This is a genomic window from Kribbella sp. NPDC049174, assembly GCF_043197365.1.
In the GTDB taxonomy this organism is placed as follows: domain Bacteria; phylum Actinomycetota; class Actinomycetes; order Propionibacteriales; family Kribbellaceae; genus Kribbella.
Genome location: NZ_JBICSZ010000001.1, coordinates 1,834,235 through 1,855,276 on the forward strand (window position 1 = coordinate 1,834,235; position 21,042 = coordinate 1,855,276).

Annotated in this window: 25 protein-coding genes; 15 read left to right on the top strand and 10 right to left on the bottom strand. The window is 69.2% G+C overall.

Annotated elements, in window-relative coordinates:
* Together ACGFIF_RS08665 and ACGFIF_RS08670 are read right to left on the bottom strand one after the other, a co-directional pair.
* On the bottom strand, positions 1-957 hold the full coding sequence (locus ACGFIF_RS08665) for a LuxR C-terminal-related transcriptional regulator (RefSeq protein WP_393152933.1): 957 nt from the start codon (positions 955-957) through the stop codon (positions 1-3).
* A 188-nt stretch (positions 958-1,145) separates the two neighbouring features.
* Positions 1,146-2,105, bottom strand: coding sequence for a DUF389 domain-containing protein (locus tag ACGFIF_RS08670; protein ID WP_393153675.1), 960 nt, complete (start codon positions 2,103-2,105; stop codon positions 1,146-1,148).
* Between the two features lie 122 nt (positions 2,106-2,227).
* Between ACGFIF_RS08670 and ACGFIF_RS08675 the strand changes: the two genes are divergently transcribed.
* Positions 2,228-3,649, top strand: coding sequence for an APC family permease (locus tag ACGFIF_RS08675; RefSeq protein ID WP_393152935.1), 1,422 nt, complete (start codon positions 2,228-2,230; stop codon positions 3,647-3,649).
* Here ACGFIF_RS08675 and ACGFIF_RS08680 read toward each other — a convergent pair.
* The gene (locus tag ACGFIF_RS08680) at positions 3,591-4,790 is read right to left on the bottom strand and encodes a Cmx/CmrA family chloramphenicol efflux MFS transporter (protein WP_393152937.1); all 1,200 of its coding nucleotides are present in this window, start codon (positions 4,788-4,790) and stop codon (positions 3,591-3,593) included. The genes ACGFIF_RS08675 and ACGFIF_RS08680 overlap by 59 nt on opposite strands.
* A 109-nt stretch (positions 4,791-4,899) precedes the next feature.
* Here ACGFIF_RS08680 and ACGFIF_RS08685 point away from each other — a divergent pair, with 109 nt between their 5' ends.
* Positions 4,900-5,514 carry a rhomboid family intramembrane serine protease gene (locus ACGFIF_RS08685; RefSeq protein ID WP_393152939.1) on the top strand — a complete coding sequence of 205 codons (615 nt, stop codon included), beginning with the start codon at positions 4,900-4,902 and terminating at the stop codon, positions 5,512-5,514.
* Here the strand turns inward: ACGFIF_RS08685 and ACGFIF_RS08690 are convergent.
* The gene (locus ACGFIF_RS08690; protein ID WP_393152940.1) at positions 5,507-6,427 is read right to left on the bottom strand and encodes a threonine/serine dehydratase; all 921 of its coding nucleotides are present in this window, start codon (positions 6,425-6,427) and stop codon (positions 5,507-5,509) included. The two genes, ACGFIF_RS08685 and ACGFIF_RS08690, sit on opposite strands and share 8 nt — an antisense overlap.
* A gap of 17 nt (positions 6,428-6,444) precedes the next feature.
* Between ACGFIF_RS08690 and ACGFIF_RS08695 the strand changes: the two genes are divergently transcribed.
* Entirely contained in the window at positions 6,445-8,346 is a 1,902-nt protein-coding gene (locus ACGFIF_RS08695) for a propionyl-CoA synthetase (protein WP_393152942.1), read from the top strand.
* On the opposite strand, the gene ACGFIF_RS08700 is transcribed toward ACGFIF_RS08695, so the two are convergent.
* Complete coding sequence (locus ACGFIF_RS08700; RefSeq protein WP_393152944.1) at positions 8,334-9,125, bottom strand: alpha/beta fold hydrolase; 792 nt, start codon at positions 9,123-9,125, stop codon at positions 8,334-8,336. The genes ACGFIF_RS08695 and ACGFIF_RS08700 overlap by 13 nt on opposite strands.
* A gap of 42 nt (positions 9,126-9,167) precedes the next feature.
* Between ACGFIF_RS08700 and ACGFIF_RS08705 the strand changes: the two genes are divergently transcribed.
* Together ACGFIF_RS08705 and ACGFIF_RS08710 are read left to right on the top strand one after the other, a co-directional pair.
* Positions 9,168-9,818, top strand: a complete 651-nt coding sequence (locus tag ACGFIF_RS08705) for an SDR family oxidoreductase (RefSeq protein WP_393152946.1) — start codon at positions 9,168-9,170, stop codon at positions 9,816-9,818.
* A 30-nt stretch (positions 9,819-9,848) separates the two neighbouring features.
* Positions 9,849-10,283, top strand: coding sequence for an OsmC family protein (locus ACGFIF_RS08710; protein ID WP_393152948.1), 435 nt, complete (start codon positions 9,849-9,851; stop codon positions 10,281-10,283).
* A 1-nt stretch (position 10,284) separates the two neighbouring features.
* Here ACGFIF_RS08710 and ACGFIF_RS08715 read toward each other — a convergent pair whose 3' ends face one another.
* Positions 10,285-11,061, bottom strand: coding sequence for an SDR family oxidoreductase (locus ACGFIF_RS08715; RefSeq protein ID WP_393152950.1), 777 nt, complete (start codon positions 11,059-11,061; stop codon positions 10,285-10,287).
* A gap of 58 nt (positions 11,062-11,119) precedes the next feature.
* Positions 11,120-11,584: an Lrp/AsnC family transcriptional regulator gene (locus ACGFIF_RS08720; RefSeq protein ID WP_393152952.1), complete on the bottom strand. Its 465-nt coding sequence runs from the start codon at positions 11,582-11,584 to the stop codon at positions 11,120-11,122.
* A gap of 94 nt (positions 11,585-11,678) precedes the next feature.
* Here ACGFIF_RS08720 and ACGFIF_RS08725 point away from each other — a divergent pair, with 94 nt between their 5' ends.
* Together ACGFIF_RS08725 and ACGFIF_RS08730 are read left to right on the top strand one after the other, a co-directional pair.
* On the top strand, positions 11,679-12,527 hold the full coding sequence (locus ACGFIF_RS08725) for an LLM class flavin-dependent oxidoreductase (protein WP_393152954.1): 849 nt from the start codon (positions 11,679-11,681) through the stop codon (positions 12,525-12,527).
* Positions 12,524-12,949, top strand: a complete 426-nt coding sequence (locus tag ACGFIF_RS08730; RefSeq protein ID WP_393152956.1) for a nucleoside deaminase — start codon at positions 12,524-12,526, stop codon at positions 12,947-12,949. The genes ACGFIF_RS08725 and ACGFIF_RS08730 overlap by 4 nt, the downstream gene beginning before the upstream one ends.
* A 19-nt stretch (positions 12,950-12,968) precedes the next feature.
* On the opposite strand, the gene ACGFIF_RS08735 is transcribed toward ACGFIF_RS08730, so the two are convergent.
* Complete coding sequence (locus tag ACGFIF_RS08735) at positions 12,969-13,865, bottom strand: toxin-antitoxin system, toxin component (RefSeq protein ID WP_393152958.1); 897 nt, start codon at positions 13,863-13,865, stop codon at positions 12,969-12,971.
* A 98-nt stretch (positions 13,866-13,963) separates the two neighbouring features.
* Between ACGFIF_RS08735 and ACGFIF_RS08740 the strand changes: the two genes are divergently transcribed.
* Positions 13,964-14,401, top strand: coding sequence for a GNAT family N-acetyltransferase (locus tag ACGFIF_RS08740; RefSeq protein ID WP_393152960.1), 438 nt, complete (start codon positions 13,964-13,966; stop codon positions 14,399-14,401).
* On the opposite strand, the gene ACGFIF_RS08745 is transcribed toward ACGFIF_RS08740, so the two are convergent.
* Positions 14,383-15,330: a helix-turn-helix transcriptional regulator gene (locus tag ACGFIF_RS08745; RefSeq protein ID WP_393152962.1), complete on the bottom strand. Its 948-nt coding sequence runs from the start codon at positions 15,328-15,330 to the stop codon at positions 14,383-14,385. The genes ACGFIF_RS08740 and ACGFIF_RS08745 overlap by 19 nt on opposite strands.
* 122 nt (positions 15,331-15,452) lie before the next feature.
* Here ACGFIF_RS08745 and ACGFIF_RS08750 point away from each other — a divergent pair, with 122 nt between their 5' ends.
* Genes ACGFIF_RS08750 through ACGFIF_RS08770 form a run of 5 tightly spaced genes read left to right on the top strand, consistent with a single transcriptional unit; the run spans position 15,453 to position 19,156 of the window.
* On the top strand, positions 15,453-16,010 hold the full coding sequence (locus ACGFIF_RS08750; protein ID WP_393152964.1) for an RNA polymerase sigma factor: 558 nt from the start codon (positions 15,453-15,455) through the stop codon (positions 16,008-16,010).
* A complete protein-coding gene (locus ACGFIF_RS08755; RefSeq protein ID WP_393152966.1) occupies positions 16,010-16,825 on the top strand; it encodes a zf-HC2 domain-containing protein in 816 nt (271 codons plus the stop codon). The genes ACGFIF_RS08750 and ACGFIF_RS08755 overlap by 1 nt, the downstream gene beginning before the upstream one ends.
* Positions 16,822-17,691 (top strand): ATP-binding cassette domain-containing protein, encoded by an 870-nt coding sequence (locus ACGFIF_RS08760; RefSeq protein WP_393152968.1) that lies wholly within the window; start codon positions 16,822-16,824, stop codon positions 17,689-17,691. The genes ACGFIF_RS08755 and ACGFIF_RS08760 overlap by 4 nt, the downstream gene beginning before the upstream one ends.
* Positions 17,688-18,563, top strand: a complete 876-nt coding sequence (locus ACGFIF_RS08765; RefSeq protein WP_393152970.1) for a hypothetical protein — start codon at positions 17,688-17,690, stop codon at positions 18,561-18,563. The genes ACGFIF_RS08760 and ACGFIF_RS08765 overlap by 4 nt, the downstream gene beginning before the upstream one ends.
* Positions 18,560-19,156, top strand: coding sequence for a hypothetical protein (locus ACGFIF_RS08770; RefSeq protein WP_393152972.1), 597 nt, complete (start codon positions 18,560-18,562; stop codon positions 19,154-19,156). Before ACGFIF_RS08765 ends, ACGFIF_RS08770 begins: the two co-directional genes overlap by 4 nt.
* Here ACGFIF_RS08770 and ACGFIF_RS08775 read toward each other — a convergent pair.
* The gene (locus ACGFIF_RS08775) at positions 19,104-19,646 is read right to left on the bottom strand and encodes a DinB family protein (protein WP_393152974.1); all 543 of its coding nucleotides are present in this window, start codon (positions 19,644-19,646) and stop codon (positions 19,104-19,106) included. The two genes, ACGFIF_RS08770 and ACGFIF_RS08775, sit on opposite strands and share 53 nt — an antisense overlap.
* Between ACGFIF_RS08775 and ACGFIF_RS08780 the strand changes: the two genes are divergently transcribed.
* Both ACGFIF_RS08780 and ACGFIF_RS08785 read left to right on the top strand, forming a co-directional pair.
* Complete coding sequence (locus ACGFIF_RS08780) at positions 19,645-20,652, top strand: helix-turn-helix transcriptional regulator (RefSeq protein WP_393152976.1); 1,008 nt, start codon at positions 19,645-19,647, stop codon at positions 20,650-20,652. The two genes, ACGFIF_RS08775 and ACGFIF_RS08780, sit on opposite strands and share 2 nt — an antisense overlap.
* Entirely contained in the window at positions 20,645-20,947 is a 303-nt protein-coding gene (locus ACGFIF_RS08785) for a DUF1905 domain-containing protein (RefSeq protein WP_393152978.1), read from the top strand. Before ACGFIF_RS08780 ends, ACGFIF_RS08785 begins: the two co-directional genes overlap by 8 nt.
* Positions 20,948-21,042: the final 95 nt, after the last annotated feature.

Sequence of the window (21,042 nt, forward strand, 5' to 3'; positions counted from 1 at the left end):
TCAGCCGTCGACGTTCTCGAGCAGATGGCGGCGCTGGGCGTGGATCCCGGCCTGGAACCGGGTCCGCGCACCCAGCGTCTCCATCAGCTCGGCGACCCGGCGCCCGACCGTACGGCTGCTCAACCCGAGCTGCCGCGCGATCGCGTCGTCCTTGAACCCGGCGGCGAGCAACGTCATCAGCCGTGCGTCCTGCGGATCCGTCTTGGCCAGGGGCACCACCGGCACGGCCTGATCCCACAGCAGCGTGAACATCTCGATCAGCGCGTCCAGCAGCGCACACGGATGGACGACGAGCGCGGTGTCGACCAACTGATCGACCGCCAGCGGCATCAGCGCCACCCGGCGGTCGAACACGGCCAGCTTCATCGGCAGCTGTGGATGCACCCGTGACGTCTCGCCGGCATCGGCCGCGCTGAACGCCTCGTCCACTCCACCCGGTACGTCGAGGGAGTCGGGGGAGTAGATGCCCTGGACAACCACACCCTCGCTGAGCAGCCCGCGGACCCGGGGGTCGGACTCACCGGGCCGCGACGCGTACGGCGGCCGGTCCAGCACCATCAACTGCTCACACGTCCCGTTCAGCAACTGTGCGAACCGGGCCGCGATCGCCTCCTGCCCGACGATCACCTCGACCAGGTTCTCCGGCCGGTGCTGCTCCTGGGCCCGCAACTCGGTGAGCAACACCCGGGCCTCGGCACGCACCCGGTCCAGCTCGGCCCGCCGGACGGCGACCAGCGCGTCGACCGCCACATCGGGACGGGTCGGCAACAGGCGTGGCGGCGCGTCGGCCGTGGTCGTCAGCAGCCCGAGCTCCGCGAGCCGCTCGACCGTCGCGAGGACCTCTTTCTCGTCCCGATCGAGTCGTTTGGCGAACTCGGTCAGGTCGCACCCCGGAGCGGCAAGCAGCGCGCGGTAGGCCAGTTCGTCGGACGGTTCCACCCCCAGCGACTCCAGCATCCATCCCTCCAGTACGACCGGATCCCGGACAGGCTATCCCGTCTCCCGATACCCGGCGATCGTTTTCCCGAGCCTGGCGACTTCGCGCCATGTCCGACATACGTCAACCGAATCCAGGGTGCGGAGGACCCCCGAACGGGTACGACTAGCTGAGCAGGGCGCGCGCGGACCGGACAGGGGACGCCCGGTCAAGCCTCAACGCGCGCGCCCGCACTTCTCGTGCTCTTCACCCGCAGGTACATCCGCCAGATGCGCCGCTGCACCAACAGCGTGAGCACTCCGGCCACGGTCATCCCGGCCAGGTTGATCCCGAGCTGCGCCGCGGCACCCCCGATATGGTGCGGCGCCCACAACGCGATCGACAACGCCAGATCCCCGGCGGCCGGCACCGTGGTGACCGAGATGAACACGCCGACCAGTGCGTTCGACCGCCCGGCCGTCTGCGACAGCACCCCCGCACACCCAGCCAGTACGGCGACCACGGCCGACCACTTGTCCGGCCGCCAGATGAAGCCGGTCAACGGCCGCTCGGCGGTCACGTCACCGACATCGATCCAGCCGACCGCGCGGGCGAGCAGGGCGACGAGCGTGGTGAGCAGGATGGCCAGCAGGAACCCAAGCACCAGCAGCCGCGCCGACCGCCAGGTCAGACCGGGATTCCGCAGTGCGATCCCGACCGCCAGCGCCGCGACCACGCCGAACTCAGGTCCGACGACCATCGCGCCGACCACCAGGATCGCCGAATCGGTGACCACGGCAACGGCCGCGATCATCGTGGCCAGCGTGAGGAAGGCGTAGTACACCCACGAGCCCTTGGCCTCGTTGTAGGCGTTGTCGACGACCGCGTCCCAGATGACCGCGTCGTCCGGTGCGCCCGGCGCCGCCTTCTCGGTCTCACGGGCGTTTCGGGAGGGGGCCGCGTCGACCTGCGCCAGCGCTACCGAGCCCTCGTCGTACAGGCCCTGGTCCTTCAGCCAGGCGAGGATGTCGGAGGTCGCCTCCCGGGTGACGTCGCACTCGATCACATCGCCCGCGGGCCGGTGCGCCGCCCCAGGCAGCTGGACGATGCTGGTCACCCGCGGATCGTCGACGAGCGTGTCCAGGACGCGCTTGCTGCGATCCGGTGGGACGATGAGACGAAGGTGCATCACGGGCCACATGGTCGCAGGCCGCCGGTCACCTTCCGGTTACAGGCTGGCCGAGGTCACTCAAAGTGCTGGCCGATGCACCCCGGGTGTGGTCGACTGTCGGACCGATCCAGGGAGGCAGGATGAGCGAGAGTACGAGCGCTAGCGCCGCTGCACCGAAGGCCGGCGAGCGCCCTGAACTGAAGCGGGTGATGGGCCCGGGACTGTTGCTGCTGTTCGTGGTCGGCGACATCCTCGGCACCGGCGTGTACGCACTGACCGGGAAGGTGGCCGGTGAGGTCGGCGGCGCGGTCTGGTTGCCGTTCCTGTGCGCCTTCATCGTGGCGCTGCTGACCGCCACCAGCTATCTGGAACTCGTCACCAAGTACCCGCGGGCCGGCGGTGCCGCGGTCTACACGCACAAGGCGTTCGGGATCCATTTCCTCACCTTCCTGCTCACCTTCGCGGTGATGTGCTCCGGTCTCACCTCCGCGTCGAGCGCGTCGAAGGCGTTCGCGGCGAACTTCTTCTCCGCCGCGGACATCGACCCCGAGCGCGGCTCGCTGCTGATGATCACCGCGCTCAGCTTCATGGCGCTGATCGCGCTGGTGAACCTGCGCGGCGTCGGCGAGAGCGTGAAGGCGAACGTCGTGCTGACCTGTGTCGAGCTCAGCGGTCTGCTGATCGTGATCGCGATCGGTGTCTGGGCGATCGGCAGCGGCGACGGCGACACGTCCCGGCTGACCGAGTTCAACACCCCGTCGGGTGAGTCCGCCTTCGGCTCCGTCACCGCGGCGACCGCACTCGCGTTCTTCGCGATGGTCGGCTTCGAGGACTCGGTGAACATGGCCGAGGAGACCAAGGACCCGGTCCGGATCTTCCCGAAGATCATGCTGATCGGTCTGTGCACCACCGGTGTCATCTACGTCCTGGTCGCGATCTCGGCGGTCACCCTGGTGTCGCCCGAGGATCTGAACCAGGGATCCACACCACTGCTGAAGGTCGTCTCGGCCGGCGCCCCGGGCTTCCCGCTCGAGGTCTTCGCCTGGATCACCATGTTCGCGGTCGCCAACTCGGCGCTGATCAACATGCTGATGGCCAGCCGGTTGCTGTACGGCATGTCGCACGAGCAGGTCCTGCCCGGTCCGCTCGGCCGGGTGCTGCAGAAGCGCCGGACGCCGTGGGTCGCGATCCTGTTCACCACGCTGCTCGCGTTCTTCCTGATCGGGTACGCCGACCTGGCCGCGCTCGGTGGTACGACGGCGTTGCTGCTGCTGTGCGTGTTCGCGATCGTGAACGTTGCCGTGCTGGTGCTGCGCCGGGACCGGATGGAGCACAAGCACTTCCGCGCACCGACCGCGCTGCCGGTGCTGGGCGCCGTACTGTGCGTCTACTTGGCCAGCCCGCTGTCCGGGCGGGCCTCGGCGGACTACAAGATCGCCGGCTGGCTGATGCTCATCGGTGTCGGGCTGTGGGCGCTCACCTGGCTGCTGAACAAGTACGTGTTCAACCGGCACGCCGAGTTCGACCCGAGCCATATCGACCCGAGTGGTCCGGTGAACTGACCGGCAGAAGGGCTGCCACGACGACCGTGCCGAGGGCCGTGAGCCCGGTGACGACGGCGATCCAGCCGAGTGCGGAGTAGTCCGCGCCGGCGTTGATCGCCAGACCGCCGAGCCACGGCCCTGCGGTGATTCCGACGTTGAACGCGGAGAAGTTGATCGCCGTCGCCAGCGTGGGCGCGTCGCCGGCCAGGCTGAATACGCGCGCGTTGAGGGCCGGGTTTGTCGCGAAGCCGAAGCCGCCGAGCAGCACGATGACCGCGATGGCGATGGCTGGGTTGCTCGCGGTCAGGGCGAGGATCGTGGACAGGATGCTCAGGCCCGCGATGCCGGTGAAGAGGGTGTGGAAGGGCAGCGCGTCCGCGGTCCGCCCGCCGAGGGTGATGCCGATGAACGAGCCGAGGCCGTAGAGGGCCAGCACGCCAGGCACCGCGGCAGCCGACAGCCCGGTCGTCTGGATCAGCAGGGGAGCGAGGTAGCTGAAGACCACCAGGATCGTCGTGGTGACCAGTGCAGTGGTGCAGAACGCCAGCCAGAGTCGTGAGTTGCCGAGAGCACGGATCTCGTTGCGGAGGTGCGGTGTCCGCTCCGGGCCGGGACGTCCGGCGGGAATGGTCGCCAGGACACCGGCCATCGCGACGACACAGAGTCCGGCGACGGCCCAGAACGCCGTACGCCAGCCGAGGTGCTGGCCCATCACCGTGCCGGCCGGGAGACCGACGATGGTGGCGATGGTGAGGCCGCCGGTGACGATGCTCATCGCCCGGGCGCGGCTGTTCGCCGGGACGAGCGCGACCACGGTGACGGCGGCGACCGACCAGAAACCCGCGTAGACGAAGGCGCCGACGATGCGGGTGGCGAGCAGTACGGCGTAGTTCGGGGTGAGCGCACCGGCGACGTGCGTGAGCGCGAAGATGGCGAGAAAGAGCAGCAGCGCCGTACGACGGGACCAGGTGAGCGTCACGACCGCCAGGACAGGTGCGCCGACCAGCATGCCGACGGCGAACGCGGAGATCAGCAGCCCGGCTGCGGGGATGGAGACGTCCAGATCTGCTGACAACTCAAGCAACAGGCCGGCGAGCATCAACTCCGAGGTGCCCTGCGCGAAGATGCTCAGGCCGAGCACATAGACGGCGATCGGCATCGCGTTCCCCCACCCCTGGACAGCAACCCGGAGTATCCCAGAGATCACCCTCCGCTGTCGCCGCGCCTGCCACGGGCTGAGATTTGAGCCGATACGGCATCGTTGGAGTATGAGTTTTCAGACGCCGGCGAAGCGGACCGGGCGGAGCGTTGACACGGCCCGGATCGGTAGTGGGCTGAAGTTGCTCGTCCTGCTGGTTGGGCTGATGTGGCTGAGCGAGATCGTCGACACGGCGATGAACGGAGCGCTCGATCAGTACGGGATCATCTCGCGCGACCCGGAGGGTCTGCTCGGCGTCGTGACCGCGCCGTTCCTGCACCTCGGGTTCGGCCACCTGATCTCCAACACGCTGCCGCTGGTCACCCTCGGCGCGCTGATCGCCATCAGCGGTGCGGCGCGGCTGTTCGCGGTCACCGCGATCGTCACCGTCATCGGCGGCTTCGGCACCTGGCTGGTCTCACCGCCGAACACGATCACGATCGGCGCGAGTGGTCTCGTCTTCGGGTTCGCGGCGTACCTGATCGCGCGGGGCATCTTCAACCGCCGGCTCAGTCAGGTGCTGGTCGGCGTCCTTGTGGTGCTGGTGTGGGGGAGTGCGCTGCTCGGCGGTCTGCTGCCGCAGGACGGAATCTCCTGGCAGGGCCACCTGTTCGGCGCGATCGCGGGGATCATCGCCGCTTGGGTCCTCGCCGACGACCGCCCGAAACACAAATCGGTCATCTGAGCGTCGCCGGATCGGTGTTGGCTCCACAGACCACCACGACCACCCTTTCACCGGCCGCGGGTTTGTAGACGCCCGACGCCAGCGCCGCGTACGCGACCGCCGCTCCGTGCTCGACCGCCAGGTGGTACTGGTGCCAGAGCTCATTGCGAGCGGCAACGATCGCGTCCTCGTCGACGAGCAGCGACGGTACGGCGTACTCCCGCGCGGCCGCGAAGGCCAGGTCGCCGAGTCGTCGCGCGCCCAGTGAGTCCGCCGCGATGCCACCGACCGGGCCGTCGACCGGTTGACCGGCTTCGAGTGCGCGGTGGAGGGTTGGCGCCAGCTCGGGCTCGACGCCGACGACCCGGGCGTTGTCGCGTAGTGCCGTCGCGATACCGGCGATCAGTCCGCCACCGCCGACCGCGACCAGCACGGTGTCGAACATGCCGGCCTGCTCGAGCAACTCCAGCCCGAGGGTGCCCTGACCGGCGACGACCTCCGGCTGGTCGTAGGCGTGCAGCAACAGCGCGCCGGTGGCGTCCCGTGCCTCCAGCGCGACTTGGTAGGCCTCGGCGTACTCGTTCCCGGCCTGGATCACCTCGGCCCCGAGGATGCGCAGCTTGGTGAGCTTCGGAGCGGGAGTGGTCACCGGGACGAAGATCCGCGCGGGCACACCGAGCTCCCGTGCCGCGTACGCCGCGGCCAGTCCGGCGTTGCCACCCGAAGCCGCGACGACGCCCTGACCGGTGAGCTCGCCGGCCTCCTTTGCGGTGAGCAACCGGTTGAACGCGCCGCGCGGTTTGAACGAGCCGGTGTGCTGCAGCAGTTCCAGCTTCAAGATCAGACCCGGCGCCACCTGGATCACCGGCGTCCGTCGTACCCGCCCGGCGATCCGCTCCGCCGCTGCCCGCACCGCGTCGACACTTACCGTCATGCCTCAACCCTGCCACGATGGAACCGAGGAGGCTGAGCATGGGTGCGTACGACGAGAGTTACCGCCGGAGTCTCGAGGATCCTGAGGGCTTCTGGCTGGAGGCCGCCAGGGCGATCTCGTGGACCCGGCCGCCGACCCGGGCACTCGACGACTCACGTGCACCGCTCTATCAGTGGTTCCCCGACGCTGAGCTGAACACGTCGTACAACGCGCTCGACCGGCACATCGAGGCCGGTCACGGCGACCGGACCGCGCTGGTCTACGACTCACCTGTCACCGCGTCCAAGCGGTCCCTGACCTATCAGCAGTTGCGGGACGAGGTCGCGGTGTTCGCCGGCGCGCTGAAGTCGCTCGGCGTCGGCAAGGGCGATCGCGTCATCGTCTACATGCCGATGGTCCCGGAAGCCGCCATCACCATGCTCGCCTGCGCCCGGCTCGGCGCGATCCACTCCGTGGTCTTCGGCGGCTTCGCGCCGAAGGAGCTCGCAGCCCGGATCGACGACGCCACGCCGCGCGTCATTGTCGCGGCCTCCTGCGGTATCGAGCCGACCCGGGTGGTCGAGTACAAGCCGATCATCGACGCCGCCCTCGAGCTCACCCAGCACCAGCCCGAGCACACGGTCGTGCTCCAGCGCGAGGCAGCACTCGCAAAGCTCGGCGACCGCGACCTGGACTGGGCCGAACTCACCGCCGGCGCCGAACCCGCCGACCCCGTTCCGGTGGCAGCGACCGATCCGCTCTACATCCTGTACACCTCGGGTACGACGGGGAAGCCGAAGGGCGTGGTCCGCGACAACGGCGGTCACGCGGTCGCGCTGGCCTGGTCGATGCGCGCGGTCTACGACATCGGTCCGGGTGACGTGTGGTGGACGGCGTCCGACGTCGGCTGGGTCGTCGGCCACTCCTACATCGTCTACGCGCCGCTGCTGGTCGGCGCGACCACCGTCCTCTACGAAGGGAAACCGGTCGGTACCCCGGATGCCGGGGCGTTCTGGCGGGTGATCTCCGAGCACGGCGCGAAGGCCCTGTTCACCGCGCCGACCGCCTTCCGGGCGATCAAGAAGGTCGATCCGTCGGCGGCCGAGGTGCCGAAGTACGAGCTCGGCACCTTCCGGACGCTGTTTCTCGCCGGCGAGCGACTGGATCCGGAGACGTACCACTGGGCGCACGGGCATCTCGGCGTACCGGTGGTGGATCACTGGTGGCAGACCGAGACCGGCTGGCCGATCGCGGCCAACCCGCGCGGCCTCGAACCGTTGCCGACCAAACCCGGCTCGGCGACCGTCCCGATGCCCGGCTGGAACCTGCACATCCTCGACGCCGCCGGCACCCAACTGCCGCCGGGCGAGGAAGGTGCGATCGCCCTCAAGCTGCCGCTGCCGCCGGGGGCGCTGCCGACGTTGTGGGGTGACGACCAGCGCTACATCGACAACTACCTGAGCCGGTACGACGGCTACTACCTGACCGGCGACTCCGGTTACCTCGACGAGGACGGGTACATCTTCGTGATGGGCCGGACCGACGACGTGATCAACGTGGCCGGGCACCGGTTGTCGACCGGCAGCATGGAGGCGGTGCTGGCGGCCCATCCGGCCGTCGCCGAGTGCGCGGTGATCGGCGTACAGGATGCGTTGAAGGGTCAGCTCCCGCGCGGTCTCGTCGTCCTGAAGGCCGGTGCCGACATCCCCGAGGACGTGCTGCGGGACGAACTGGTGGCCGCGGTACGACGGGACATCGGGCCGGTGGCCGCGTTCCGGGACGTGTCGGTGGTGGAGGCGCTGCCGAAGACGCGGTCGGGGAAGATCCTGCGCAAGACCATGCGCGGGATCGCGGACGGCCGGGACGAACCGGTCCCGTCGACCATCGAGGATCCCGCCGTCCTGGACGCGCTCCGCCCGATCCTGCGTCAGTCCGACTGAGCTGCGTCGGCTTGAGCGAGGAACTCCAGCGCGATCGGGCCGGCAGTCAAGTGGAACTCGTGGAAGTACGCGTGCCGGGCGCCCTGGATCAGCTCGGCGCGGGCGCCGGGGATGCGGTCGGCGAGGAGTTGCGCGTTGGCCGCCGGGCTGAAGACGTCGTCCGTCCCGTGCAGGATCAGCGTCGGGGCGGTGATGCCCGGCAGCCGGTCCCACGCGTCGTGATTGTTGCTCGCGACCAGATGCCGCTTCTTCGCGTACGACGGAATGCGCGGGTCACCCAGGACCGGGTGCGGACCGGGATTCGCCGCCAACCATCCCGGTGTGTACATGAGGTCGAGTAGCACCCGGCCCGTCCGCTTCGGGTCGGCCAGCGCTCGCCGGATCTCCTGGCTTCGCTCGAACCCGTGCGCCGCACCTGGGGACGTGCAGCCGAGGATCAGTGCGTTCACCCGGTCGGGGTGGTTGATCGCGACCCACTGAGCGACCCGGCCGCCCATCGACGTGCCGTAGATGTGTGCCGTGGCCAGACCCAGGTCGTCCAGTACGGCGACCACGTCATCGGCGAACCCGGGTGTGCTGTAGACCTCGTCCGGCTTGTCGCTCGCACCGGTGCCCCGCCAGTCGAGCGTGATGGTCCGGTACGACGCCTCGAAGTCCGGGCGGACCGGGTTCCACCAGGTGTGGTTGTTGGACTGGCCGGCCAGCAGAACGAGCGGAGGCCCATCGCCCCGGACCTGGTAGGCGATGCGGTTGCCATCGGCGGTTGTTGCGTGCGGCACGGGAGCAGTCTGCCTGATTCTGCGGCGGGTTAGGCTCGGGGTATGCGAGTGGTGATAGCGGGTGGACACGGACAGATCGCGCTGCGGCTGACCAAGCTGCTGGCCGATGCCGGGCACGAGGTGGTCGGGATGGTCCGCAACCCCGACCACGAGGGCGACATCACCGCCGCCGGCGGGCAGGCCGCCGTACTGGATCTCGAGCAGGCCGGCGTCGCGGCCGTTGCCGACGTACTGTCCGGTGCCGACGTGGCGATCTTCGCCGCCGGCGCGGGCCCAGGCAGCGGGAAGGCGCGGAAGGACACGGTCGACCGCGGGGCCGCCGCGCTGTTCGCGGACGCGGCCGAACAGGCCGGCGTACGACGGCACCTCCAAGTCGGCTCGATGGGCGCCGACCGAGCCGACTCGCTGACCGACGACGAGGTGTTCACCGTCTATCTGAAGGCGAAGAAGGCCGCCGAGGACGACCTGAAGCGGCGCGACCTCGACTGGACCATCCTGCGACCGGGCGGGCTCACCAACGATCCAGGCACCGGCCTGGTCCTGCTCGCGGACAAGACCGGCAACGGCAAGATCAGCCGCGACGACGTGGCGCTGGTGCTGGCCGGTCTCTGCGACACCCCGGCCTCGATCGGCCGGACCCTCGAACTCGTCGCCGGTCAGACCCCGGTGGCCGAGGCTCTGAAGAATCTCTGACGTTGCCACAAGCAACAGAATGTGACGGTTATGGGCGACTCTCTCCGGCAGGTGCAGTTCGAGCGCCTGGCCAACAGCAGCTACGAGGTCCGCAACGCACGCGGCGGCACCATCCGGGTCGGCTCAGGTGGTGACGACACCGACTTCACCCCGGTCGAGCTGCTGCTGGCCGCGATCGGGACCTGCTCGGCGATCGACGTCGACATCGTGGTCAGCCGCCGGGCCGAGCCGACCGAGTTCCGCGCGGTAGTCCGCGGCGACAAGCTGCGCGACCCCGAGGAGGGCAACCGGATGGAGAACCTCGCCGTCGAGTTCACCATCCGCTTCCCGGAGGGCGAGGCCGGCGACAAGGCGCGCGAGGCCCTTCCGCGCGCGGTGAAGATGTCCCACGACCGCCTCTGCACCGTCAGCCGCACCGTCGAGCTCGGCACCCCAATCACCACCACGGTCGACGAGGCAGCCTGAGTCAGACTGTCAGGAACTCGTGCACGGCGCGCAGCCGGGTCCGGAGCATCGTCTGGGTCAGGGTGCCGTCGAGCCGGACGTCTGACGGCGGGCCGGGGGTGAACGGCAGGGTGTGGGGGTCCAGGCCGTCGCGGGCGGCGATCAGGCGGCCGAGTTCGAGGCGGGTGACTGCTTGTGGGCCGGCGACATGCGCTGGGCCTTTGACGTCGGACTCCAGGAGCTCGAGCAACGCCGATGCCAGGTCGGTCACGTGGACCGGGCAGCGGATGTTGCCGGTGTACAGGGCTCCTGGCTCACCGGCGGCCAACGCGTGCACGAATCGCTCCGACTGCGATTGGCCGTCGTACCCGATGATGAGCGACGTACGGGCGATGACGGCGGACGGGTCGATCGCCCGGATCGCCGTCTCGGCGGCTGCTTTCGCCGCGCCGTACGAGGTGTCCGGGCACGGACTCGCGTCCTCGTCGTACGGCTCCGAGCGGCCCCCGAAGACCACGTCGGTCGACACGAACACCAGCCGTGTACCCCGGGCGGCGAGAGCGATATTCGCCGGACCGTCCGCGGTCGTAGCCCAGTCGGACTGCCGGAAGGCCGCGTGAATGATGCCGTCCGGACGCACCTTGCGCATGACGTCCTCGACCTCGCCGCGATCCCGGACATCCAACCGAACCCCACCCGGAACTGGCTGGCTGTAATAGGTCGGTACCACCTCGTGCCCGGCCAGGCGCACCACTTCGCTCCCCAGGAACCCAGCGGCTCCAGTGACGAGCACCCTCACCCCACAAGGCTACGCCGCCCCAGCCTCCACCCGGCAGACCGAGTGGCGCGCCGTACGGTCAGGGTGCGGACGTCGTGGGGTTTTGCTGGGGGCCGCGGTAGGGCTGGGTTTGGGAGTAGACGAGGTTTGTGGTGGTGCTGCCGAACTCGGTGAGTTCGTTGACGAGCTCCTCCAGGTGCGGCATCGAGGCGGCGGCGACCTTGAGGGTGTAGCAGTCGTCGCCGGTGGTGCGCAGGCACTCGAGGATCTCGACGCGTTCCTTGAGCAGGCGGTGCAGCGGCTCGTGCTTGTTGCCCGGATACTTCAGCCGTACGACGGCCAGCACCGGATACCCCACCTTCACCAGATCCACGTCGGCGCGATACGCGGTGATGATCCCGGTCGACTCCAGCCGGCGGACCCGCTCGGTGGTCGCCGACGCGCTGAGGTTCACCCGGCGGCCCAGTTCGGTCAGCGACATCCGGGCGTCGTTTTGCAGCTCCGCCAGGATGGCCCAGTCGGTCTGATCGAGACTCTCGGTCATATCGCCAATATACCGGTGATTCCACGGCGACGGCCGGCGTACGCCGGGAGCATTCCCTTCAAAACCGACCATCGGAGTGGATAGCCTGAGTGGCGTGGAACTTGGTGTGAACGTCCCCAACTTCGGCCCCGGTACGACCCCGGGCCGGCTGCGCGACTGGGCCCGCACGGTCGAGGGCCTCGGCTACGACCTGCTGATGGTCTCCGACCACGTCGCGATCACGCCCGACGTCGCGGAGCAGTACCCGGCACCCTTCTACGAGCCGTTCACCACGCTGAGCTGGCTCGCCGGCATCACCGATCGGGTCCGGCTCGGCACCACGGTGCTGATCGCGCCGTACCGCCACCCGTTGCTGGTGGCAAGGATGACCGCGAACCTCGACCAGTTGAGCGGCGGCCGGCTCGTCCTCGGCGTCGGTGTCGGCTGGGCCCGGCAGGAGTTCGAGGCCCTGGGTGCCGACTTCGACCGGCGCGGTCGCGTGACCGACGAGACGCTGATCGAGATCCGTCGCGCCTGGGAGAACGACAAGGACTACGGCGGCGGGCACATCCCACTGTGGGTCGGCGGCCGCAGTACGGCGGGACTCCGCCGGGCCGTCCGCCTCGGCGACGCCTGGCACCCGCTACGGGAACGCGTCGACTGGTTGCGCACGGCAATGGATCGGCTGCGGGCGATCGCGGCCGAGGAGGACCGCCCGGTGCCCGAGTTCGCACCCCGCATCCTGCTCCGGCTGACCCCTTCGGCACTGCCGGAGAACGAGCGTGTCGCCGGCGAGGGCTCGCTGGACCAGGTGCTCGCAGACATCGACGCACTCCGTGATCTCGGCGCGCGGAGCGTCGTACTGGATCCCTTCGTAGGTGATCCTGCTGAGACCGAGCGACCCGAGGTGGCCTGGCAGGCGCTGGCCACGATCGCGGCGCACCGACGATGGGAGAAGAAGTGACCCCCGAAGCAGAAGGCTTCCTCCGCCGCGCGATCGAGCTGGCCGCGGCCGCGCGCCGGGCCGGCAACCCGCCGTTCGGCTCGTTGCTGGTCGGCCCGGACGGGACGGTGCTGATCGAGGAGCAGAACTCGACCATCACCGACGCGAACATCAGCTTCCACCCGGAGCTGAAGCTCGCGGTGTGGGCGGCCAGTCAGCTGGACGCGGAGACGGCAGCGGCGACGACCATGTACACGAGCTGCCAGCCGTGTGAGATGTGCTCGGGCGCGCTGGCCCGGTCCGGTCTCGGCCGGGTCGTGTACGCGCTGTCCGGTGAGCAGTTGAACGGCCTCAAGACCGGCGGCAGCTTCCCCGCCGTACGGCAGGAAGGTCCTGCCCTGTACGACGAGGCGAAGGTGCCGGTCGACGGGTACTACCCGTAGACCGGCACCCGCCGGAGACTCAGACCGGGGCGAGGCAGAGCGTGTACCGCTGCGAACCCACCTCAGAGGTGTACGCCGCCTCATAGCCGGCGAACTGCTCGCACTTGGTGTCGTCGACGGTGTCGTCGAGTTTGCCGACGACCTTGTACTCCGCTTCGGACGACGCGCAGTCGACGACCTCGACGTTCGGGCTCGCCGCGGTGCCCTTGTTCACCACACAGGCGCCGACCTCGGCCTCGGACGCCGTGGTGATGTTCAGGTTGATCACCACGATCGCCGCGATCAGCGCGATCGGGAGCAGCAGCATGGCCATCGCCGGGCGCTGGAACAGCGGCTTGCCCGGATTCATCGGCCGGCCCGGCGCACCCGGAGCGGGCTCGGGCAGCTTGCGGAACTTCGCCCAGGGCTCGATGTTCATCAGCATGGTGATCGGGTTGACGATCATCGACCCGATACCCCACCAGCCCTGCCACAGGCTCTTCGCGGTCATGTCCCGCACGGACGCGATCCCGCAGGTGCGGCAGAACGGACCCTGCAGCTTGAGGAACCGCATCACCACGATCATGCCCTGGTGACCGCGCACGGTCGCCTGCTCGGCTGGGAACGCGCCACAGAACCGGCACTGCAGCGCACCCTGCTGCGGCATCGGTTGCTGCTGGTGCTGCGGCTGCTGACCCTGCTGCGGGAAGGACTGGCCCGGCTGCGGGAAGGACTGGCCTTGCTGAGGGAACGGCTGCCCGTGCTGGTGCGGCGCCTGCTCCTGGAAGGGCTGCTGGGGGTACGGCGGCTGCTGCGGCGGGCCCTGCGGCTGGCCCTGGGGTTGGGTGTACTGCGGGAACTGCTCCGGCGGCGGTCCGTAACCACCCGGCTGGCCGGGGTACGGGTTCTGCGGGGGCTGGGGAGGGGATGTGGTCACGGACGCTTCCTGAAAGACGTTGACGGAACAAGACGAACCACCGCACCTTACTCACCCCAGTGGTCCATTCGGCCGTCCGGTGTGAAACGGTGCTGCCCATGCTCACCATCGGCCCGCTGGAACCGTCGGACCGCGCCGCCTGGCAGGAACTGTTTGCCGGGTACAACGAGTTCTACGGCCGGACCACGATGCCGGACGGATTCTACGACCAGGCCTGGACCAGATTCGAGCAGGGCGACGAGCTCCACGCCCTCGGCGCCCGTCTCGACGGCCGGCTGGTCGGCATCACGCACTTCCTCACCCACGCCAGTACGACGTCACCCGACGTCTGCTACCTGCAAGACCTCTTCACCGCGCCCGAAGCCCGCGGCCAGGGTGCTGCCCGAGCGTTGATCGCCGCCGTGACCGACTGGGCGAAGGAACGCGGTTGTGGGCGCGTCTACTGGTCCACGCACGAGACCAACGAGACCGCCCGGCGCCTCTACGACCAGGTCGCCGAGAACCGCGGCTTCATCCTCTACTCGATCCCGCTGTAACGAGCCGCCAACTCACTCCCGAGCCGGGCCAGCTCGGCCTGCACCGACGGCGGATCGATCACCTCGATCGACCCACCCCACCCGGCCAGGTGCTGCGCGACCATCAACGGAGTCGGCGCCGTCACCTTGATCCGCACCCGGTCGCCTTCCATCCCGTCGACCTCGCAGTGCCGGCCGAGCCGGTCCTGCATCACCCACAGATGCCGCTCGTCCATCAACACGGTCGCGGTCAGGCCGGAGCGCCGTACCTCCATCTGCTCGACGATCTCGTTCCACGCCGTGGACAGGTCGAAGTCGGCCGGCCGCTCGAACGGCTCGTCGGTCAGCTCGGCCGACACCACCCGCTCGACCCGGAACGTCCGCTGCCCCTTCGGCGTCCCCGCGATCAGGTACCAGATGTCGTCCTTGTCCACGAGCCCGAGCGGATCGACCAACCGCTCCGACTGCTCCCGCCCCCGTCCCGCGTAGACCAATCGCACCTTCAGACGCCGTACGACGGCATCCTGCAACCGGCGTACCAACTCCGGACGTTCCTTGGTGTGCTCACCCCAGCGCGCCGGGTCGATCACAACCGCCTCGGCCGCCGCTTCCGCGTGTTCGCGGAACGTCTGGGGGAGTGCGCGCACCAGCTTTCGTAGCGCAGCCTTCGCGTCCGGCGCGATCGACGCAGCCGGCCCGACCAGCAGGAACAAGGCCTGCGCCTCCGGGGCGCTCAGCCCACTGAGATCGGTCCGCGCGCCACCGATCAGTTGCCAACCGCCGTTGCGTCCCGGCTGTGGATAGACGGGGATGCCGGCGGTCGACAACGCCTCGAGATCACGCCGTGCCGTCGCCACCGAGATCTCCAGCTCCGTGGCCACATCGGCCGCGGTCACCCGGCCGCGCGACTGCAACAGCAGCAGCACCGCCACCAATCGATCCGCCCGCATCCGACCATGCTCGCAGACAAACCGCTCACCCGCTGAGCACTTATCGCGGCCACACAAAGTCGCCGCGACAGCACGGAAAATCAGGTCGATCCGCCGGCGACGTCCGCTGCGACAGTAAGGACATGAGCACGTTGTCCGACGCCGATCTCCTGCGGAACATCGCCGCGGGTGACGAGGCGGCGCTGCGACAGCTCTACGAGCGGCATGCCGGCTGGTTGCTGCTCCGCCTCAACCGTCGGTGCGGCAGCCAGGATCTCGTCGCCGGCGCACTTCAGGACACCTTCGTCGCCGTGTGGCAGTCGGCCGGTCGGTTCCGCGGTGAAGGCGAGGTGGCGGCCTGGCTCTGGGGCATCTCGATCCGGCGCCTCGTCTCCGCGCTCCGCGGTCATCCGGCCGCGGATCCGCTCGGTGATGACGTCGTCGGCGCCGCCGTACCGATCGTGAACAGCGCGGAGGACGAGTTGCTCCGCGGAGTCGAGTACGGCGACGTCGGCCGCGCACTGCGGACCCTGCCGCCCGAGCTCCGCGCGATCCTGCAGGCGACCGTGATCGACGGACTCACCACCAAGGAGGCGGCCGTGCTGCTCGGCATACCCCAAGGCACCGTGAAGAGCCGGCTGCGGGTGGCCAAGAGCCGGCTGCGCGACCAACTGATGCCGCCCCGGGACGGGAGGATCTGATGAACTGGCACCTCGGTCCCGAACTGCTGGACCGGTACACCGACGGCGACCTGGACCTCGCTCGTCAGTCCGCGGTCGAGACACACTTGCTGGCCTGTTCCGACTGTCGTCGGCTGACCTCGGTGAAGGCCCCGCAAGACCTGCTCTCCGACATCTGGCAGGGCGTGCAGATCGCGACCGCGCGGCCTCGGCTGCCTTGGCCGCTCAGGCTGCTGCAGAAGCTCGGTCTTGCCGAGACCGACGCCATCATTCTCCGCGCATCCAGCTCGCTCTACCGGCCGTGGCTGCTGTCACTCGTCGGCGCCTTCGTGATCGGAGTCGGTGGCGGAATGCTGCCGGCCGCCGAGCAACGCGCGCTCTACCTGCTGTTCGCTCCGTTGCTGCCGGCAATCACCGTCGCGTCGGCCTACGACACCACTGACCCGATCCGTGAACTGGCCGCTGCCACACCGTTCAACAAGATCCGGATCGCCTTGCTCCGAACGGCGACCGCGGTTGCCGTCGCGTTGCCCGTCGTACTGCTCGCGGGGCTGGTCCTGCCGTTCGTCGGCGCGGACGCCTTCGCCTGGCTGCTGCCCTCGCTGACTCTCACCCTGCTCGCTCTCACGCTGCTGACGTGGTGGACCGCTCCCGTGACGGGGTGGGTCGTCGCCGCACTCTGGCTCACAGTAGTCGGAACGCTGCGGTCCGCGGATCAGCTCAGTGCGATCGACACCCCGTTCGCCCAACTGGCCTTCGCTGCTACAGCCCTCCTGGCGCTGGCCGCTCTCGTCATCCGACTCACGTCACACCATGCACCAGGAGGCTACGCATGAGCGCGCAGATCGCCGTCCTCGACGGCGTCACCAAGTCGTACGGCGGGACCGAGGTGCTGCACCGCACCGACCTCGGCTTCGACCGCGGCGTGATCGGTCTGCTCGGCCCGAACGGCGCCGGCAAGTCGACCATGTTGCGGCTGCTGGCCACCGCGATGCCGCCGACCGCCGGCCGGATCGTCGTCAGCGGCCACCTCGTCACTGGCGGGATCGCCGACCGGACGGCGGCCCGTCGCCGGCTCAGCTATCTACCGCAGGAGGTCGGCATCCCACGCCGGATGACCAGCTTCGGATTCCTCGACTACATCGCCGTACTGAAGGAGTGGAAGGACACCGAGGCGCGGCACCGTGAGGTCAACCGCGTACTCGGCCTGGTCGGACTGGAAGACCGGCGGACCAAGCGCGTGTCGGCACTGTCCGGTGGGCAACGCCGGCGGCTCGCTCTCGCCCAGGCGTTGATGGGCGACCCCGACCTGGTCGTTCTCGACGAACCGACGACCGGTCTCGACCCGGAGCAACGGGCCTCGCTGCGCGGCATCCTCTCGTCGTACGCCGATCGAGGCGCCGTAGTGCTCGCCACGCATCAGACCGAGGACGTGTCGGCGTTGTGTGACCGGGTGATCATCCTGGACGACGGCCGGATCCGGTTCGACGGATCGGTGTCGTCGCTGATCGCGCTAGCCGAGGGGCAGGTGTGGATCGGCGCCGAGGTGAACTCCGGGGCGCTGTCGTCTTGGCGTACCGGGACGGGTGAAGTGCGATCGCTGGGTGGGAGCCCGGCGGCGGGCAGCCGGCCGGCCGAGCCCGCGGTCGAGGACGCGTACCTGCTGGTCCGGACCGAGACGATGATCGGAGAACCGCGATGACTACCGCTGTCGTGGCCGCTCGGCCGTCGTCGATGCTCGGTCAGTTGGCGCGCAAGGAGATCGCCCGTTACGCGTTGCATCCGCTCTTCCTCGTCGGCGCCGCGCTCGTCGCCCTGAGCTCGATCGGTAAGCCGGACGGCAACATGTCGTCGCTCGGCAACGTGATCGCACCGGCCGCCGGCCTGGGCGTGATCGGACTGCTCGTGATGGCGTCGCTGACCCGGACGTCGGACCAGATCGCCTCGGCCGGTGGTGCGGTCGTAGTGAGCGAACGAACCCGGACGGTGGGCCTGGTCTGTGCGTTGATCGTGCCGTTCGCGGCCGGTCTGGTCTGGCTCGGCTGGGCGATCTGGGCGTACCAGCACTGGCCGCCGCCCGCTTACGGTGCGCCGTTCGGCGGGATCGAGGACGGCTGGGTCGTCGCGAACCTGATCGCGCTCGGGGTGATGCCGGCACTCGGTGGACCGGTCCTCGGGTTGCTCATCGGCCGGTGGCTGCCGCGTCGCGGTGTCGCGCCGCTGTTCGCCGTACTGCTCGTGGCCGAGACGATCATCATGCAGGGGCTGTTCGAGCCGCTGCGCTACATCCGGCTGGTCGCGCCGTGGACGTACTTCGCCGGTCCGTACGGCGTGGATGGTGATGCCGACCGGATGATGGTCCTGACCGGCTCGCCGCAGTGGTACTGCGTGTACCTGCTGGTGCTGTGTGCGCTGGGCGTCGTACTGGCGCTGCTGCACGATCGTGAGCGGCCACGGGGGCAGTTGCTGGTGGCCCTCGGGGTGATCGTCGCGCTGGCGGTGGTGACCGCCGTACTCGCGATCACCACCGGGGTGCCGGAAGTCATGATCAACCCACTGCCGTCACAGCCATGATCCGCTACGCCGCCCGCGCCGTTCCCTGGGGACTCCTGGGGACCGGCGCGGCCCTCACGATCGGGCTGCTTCTGCTGGTGGAGCGGTGGCCCTACACGCTGTGGCCGTTGCAGGGGGCAGCCGTTGGGTTGCTCGCGGCAACAGTCGTCTGGTGCTACCCCGAGCCGGCCGCCGCGCTCGTCGACACGTTGCCGCGTGGTCTTCGCTGGCGTACGACGGCACGGTCAGCCGGTGCGGTCGCGCTGGTGACGGTGTGGTTGGTCGCCGTACGGGAGACGCGGACCGGGTACTTCGGTCATGCGATGGATGTCGCCTGGCAAGGGACCGCGTTGGTGGTCGCCGCGGCCGGATTCCTGACCTGGCAGCGGTCCCGCGGGTCCGACGGCCCAGCTCGAGCGACGTCGGCCGGGATCGTCGGGGTCGCCCTGTTCGTCGCCCTGGCCCGGCCGTTCGCGGACGTCGTACCGGTGTTTCCCTACCTGGCCGACGACGACTGGTCGACCAGCCGGCTGCTGTGGGCCTTGCCGCTCTTGCTGGTGATCAGCTTGGCGGTGCGCCCTCGCCAACCAGGCCGTCGATGGACTCGCGGATGAGGTCGGCGTGGCCGGTGTGCCGGGCGTACTCCTCGATCATGTCGACGAGGATGTAGCGCAGGCTCGCCGACCGGCCGTTGCGGGAACGCTTCGCGAGCTGGTCGATGCCGCCGGTGGCCAGCGCCTCCGCGACCGCCTTGCGGGAGCGCTCGACCGAGTCCTGCCACAGCGTCATCAGTTCCTCGGGGGAGTCCGCGGCGGCGGAGCTCCACTCCCAGTCCGGGTCCACGTCCCAGTCGACGGTGTCCCACGGCGCGGGGAGCTCCCGATCGTGCAGCCGGCCGGTGAAGTACTCGTCCTCGACCAGCGCGAGGTGCTTGAGCAGGCCACCGAGCGTCACCGTCGACGGCGGATGCTTGGCGGCGAGGCCGTCCGCGTCGAGGCCGCCGCACTTCCACGCGAAGGTCCGGCGATTGCGCTCCAATGCGCCGATCAGGGTGTCGATCTCGCTGCCGGCAATAGGGGGCTCTTGAGGAGTTTCCGTGGTCATGGGCCTCAGGTTACTGTCGGTTCCGGACGATTGGCTTCCGGAATGGGGCGTGATGGCGTACGACGTGAGTCCGACGGCCCGGACGTTGATGGTGCTCGAGCTGATCCAGAACAGCCCGGGCATCACGGCCGCGCAACTCGGCGACAAGCTCGGGGTCTCCGAGCGGGCGGCCCGGCGGTACGTCGCGATCCTGCGCGAGGCCGACATGCCGATCGAAGCGGTCCGTGGCCCGTACGGCGGCTACCGGGTCGGCCGCGGACTGCGGCTGCCGCCGCTGATGTTCAGCACCACCGAAGCACTCGGTCTGGTGATGGCGATCCTCGAGAGTCCGCGGGGTGCGGACGACCCGGTCGACGATGCCCTCGGCAAGATCATCCGGGTGCTGCCGGAACCGATCGCCCGGGCGACGGACGCCGTACGACGGGTGAGCGCGCGCGGACCCGATCCGGGTGCTCGTACGCCCGACCCCTCGGTGACAGCCCAACTGGTCGCGCACAGCACGGCTCAGCGTCGGGTGCTGCTGGACTACGAGCGTTGCCCGGGCGAGCGCTGGACGATGGACGTCGATCCGTGGGCGGTCGTCGTACGGCGAGGTCGTTGGTACCTGCTCTGCTGGTCGCACTCGATGTCGGCGAAGCGGGTGCTGCGCGTCGACAAGATCAAGCAGGTGCAGGCGTCTCCGGACGGGACGTTCACGCCGCCCGAGGATCTCGACGCGTTGGCGGCGGTCGAGGAACATCTCGCGTTGGGCTGGAAGTACAAGATCGAGGTCGTCATCGACGCACCGGTCGCGGACGCGGCCTGCTGGATCCCGCGAAGCATGGGCCGGCTGGAGGAGATCGACGCGGATCACACCCGGCTCCTGGCCAGCACCGACGAGCCGGACTGGTACGCCGCCCAGCTCACCGCGATCCGGGCGCCGTACCGGATCCTGGGCTCTCCCGAAGTACAGGAGGCCGGGCGCGCGCTCGGCCGGCGGCTGCTGGAGGCAAGTGCCTGTGACTGAGATCGAGTTCGCCGGGGAGATCTGGTTCTGGCGCGGGCCGGCGCCGTGGTACTTCATCACGGTGCCGGAGGACGAGAGCGCGTACTTCGAGGCCGAGTCGAACTTCGTCACCTACGGCTGGGGGATGATCCCGGTCCAGGCCGAGATCGGGGACAGTGTCTGGGACACCTCGATGTTCCCGAAGGACGGTCGGTACATCCTGCCGGTGAAGGCGGCGATCCGGCGGGCCGAGGAGCTCGACGACGGCGACGTACCGACCGTGCGGCTGCGGCTTCGGAGCTGGAACGTGTCCTGAACGGAAACTGCCTGACCGGGGCGGTGGGGCGGGGACGGAATGTGTCGGCGGATGCCTTTACCGTCGTCCTGCAACCAGGCAGAGGGAGGGAACGA

What these genes read in the sequence shown, in the direction of transcription:
- ACGFIF_RS08665 (WP_393152933.1), bottom strand. Translation starts at nt 957, where the DNA reads ATGCTGGAGTCGCTGGGGGTGGAACCGTCCGACGAACTGGCCTACCGC.
- ACGFIF_RS08670 (WP_393153675.1), bottom strand. Translation starts at nt 2,105, where the DNA reads ATGCACCTTCGTCTCATCGTCCCACCGGATCGCAGCAAGCGCGTCCTG.
- ACGFIF_RS08675 (WP_393152935.1), top strand. Translation starts at nt 2,228, where the DNA reads ATGAGCGAGAGTACGAGCGCTAGCGCCGCTGCACCGAAGGCCGGCGAG.
- ACGFIF_RS08680 (WP_393152937.1), bottom strand. Translation starts at nt 4,790, where the DNA reads ATGCCGATCGCCGTCTATGTGCTCGGCCTGAGCATCTTCGCGCAGGGC.
- ACGFIF_RS08685 (WP_393152939.1), top strand. Translation starts at nt 4,900, where the DNA reads ATGAGTTTTCAGACGCCGGCGAAGCGGACCGGGCGGAGCGTTGACACG.
- ACGFIF_RS08690 (WP_393152940.1), bottom strand. Translation starts at nt 6,427, where the DNA reads ATGACGGTAAGTGTCGACGCGGTGCGGGCAGCGGCGGAGCGGATCGCC.
- ACGFIF_RS08695 (WP_393152942.1), top strand. Translation starts at nt 6,445, where the DNA reads ATGGAACCGAGGAGGCTGAGCATGGGTGCGTACGACGAGAGTTACCGC.
- ACGFIF_RS08705 (WP_393152946.1), top strand. Translation starts at nt 9,168, where the DNA reads ATGCGAGTGGTGATAGCGGGTGGACACGGACAGATCGCGCTGCGGCTG.
- ACGFIF_RS08710 (WP_393152948.1), top strand. Translation starts at nt 9,849, where the DNA reads ATGGGCGACTCTCTCCGGCAGGTGCAGTTCGAGCGCCTGGCCAACAGC.
- ACGFIF_RS08720 (WP_393152952.1), bottom strand. Translation starts at nt 11,584, where the DNA reads ATGACCGAGAGTCTCGATCAGACCGACTGGGCCATCCTGGCGGAGCTG.
- ACGFIF_RS08740 (WP_393152960.1), top strand. Translation starts at nt 13,964, where the DNA reads ATGCTCACCATCGGCCCGCTGGAACCGTCGGACCGCGCCGCCTGGCAG.
- ACGFIF_RS08745 (WP_393152962.1), bottom strand. Translation starts at nt 15,330, where the DNA reads ATGCGGGCGGATCGATTGGTGGCGGTGCTGCTGCTGTTGCAGTCGCGC.
- ACGFIF_RS08750 (WP_393152964.1), top strand. Translation starts at nt 15,453, where the DNA reads ATGAGCACGTTGTCCGACGCCGATCTCCTGCGGAACATCGCCGCGGGT.
- ACGFIF_RS08755 (WP_393152966.1), top strand. Translation starts at nt 16,010, where the DNA reads ATGAACTGGCACCTCGGTCCCGAACTGCTGGACCGGTACACCGACGGC.
- ACGFIF_RS08760 (WP_393152968.1), top strand. Translation starts at nt 16,822, where the DNA reads ATGAGCGCGCAGATCGCCGTCCTCGACGGCGTCACCAAGTCGTACGGC.
- ACGFIF_RS08765 (WP_393152970.1), top strand. Translation starts at nt 17,688, where the DNA reads ATGACTACCGCTGTCGTGGCCGCTCGGCCGTCGTCGATGCTCGGTCAG.
- ACGFIF_RS08770 (WP_393152972.1), top strand. Translation starts at nt 18,560, where the DNA reads ATGATCCGCTACGCCGCCCGCGCCGTTCCCTGGGGACTCCTGGGGACC.
- ACGFIF_RS08780 (WP_393152976.1), top strand. Translation starts at nt 19,645, where the DNA reads ATGGGCCTCAGGTTACTGTCGGTTCCGGACGATTGGCTTCCGGAATGG.
- ACGFIF_RS08775 (WP_393152974.1), bottom strand. Translation starts at nt 19,646, where the DNA reads ATGACCACGGAAACTCCTCAAGAGCCCCCTATTGCCGGCAGCGAGATC.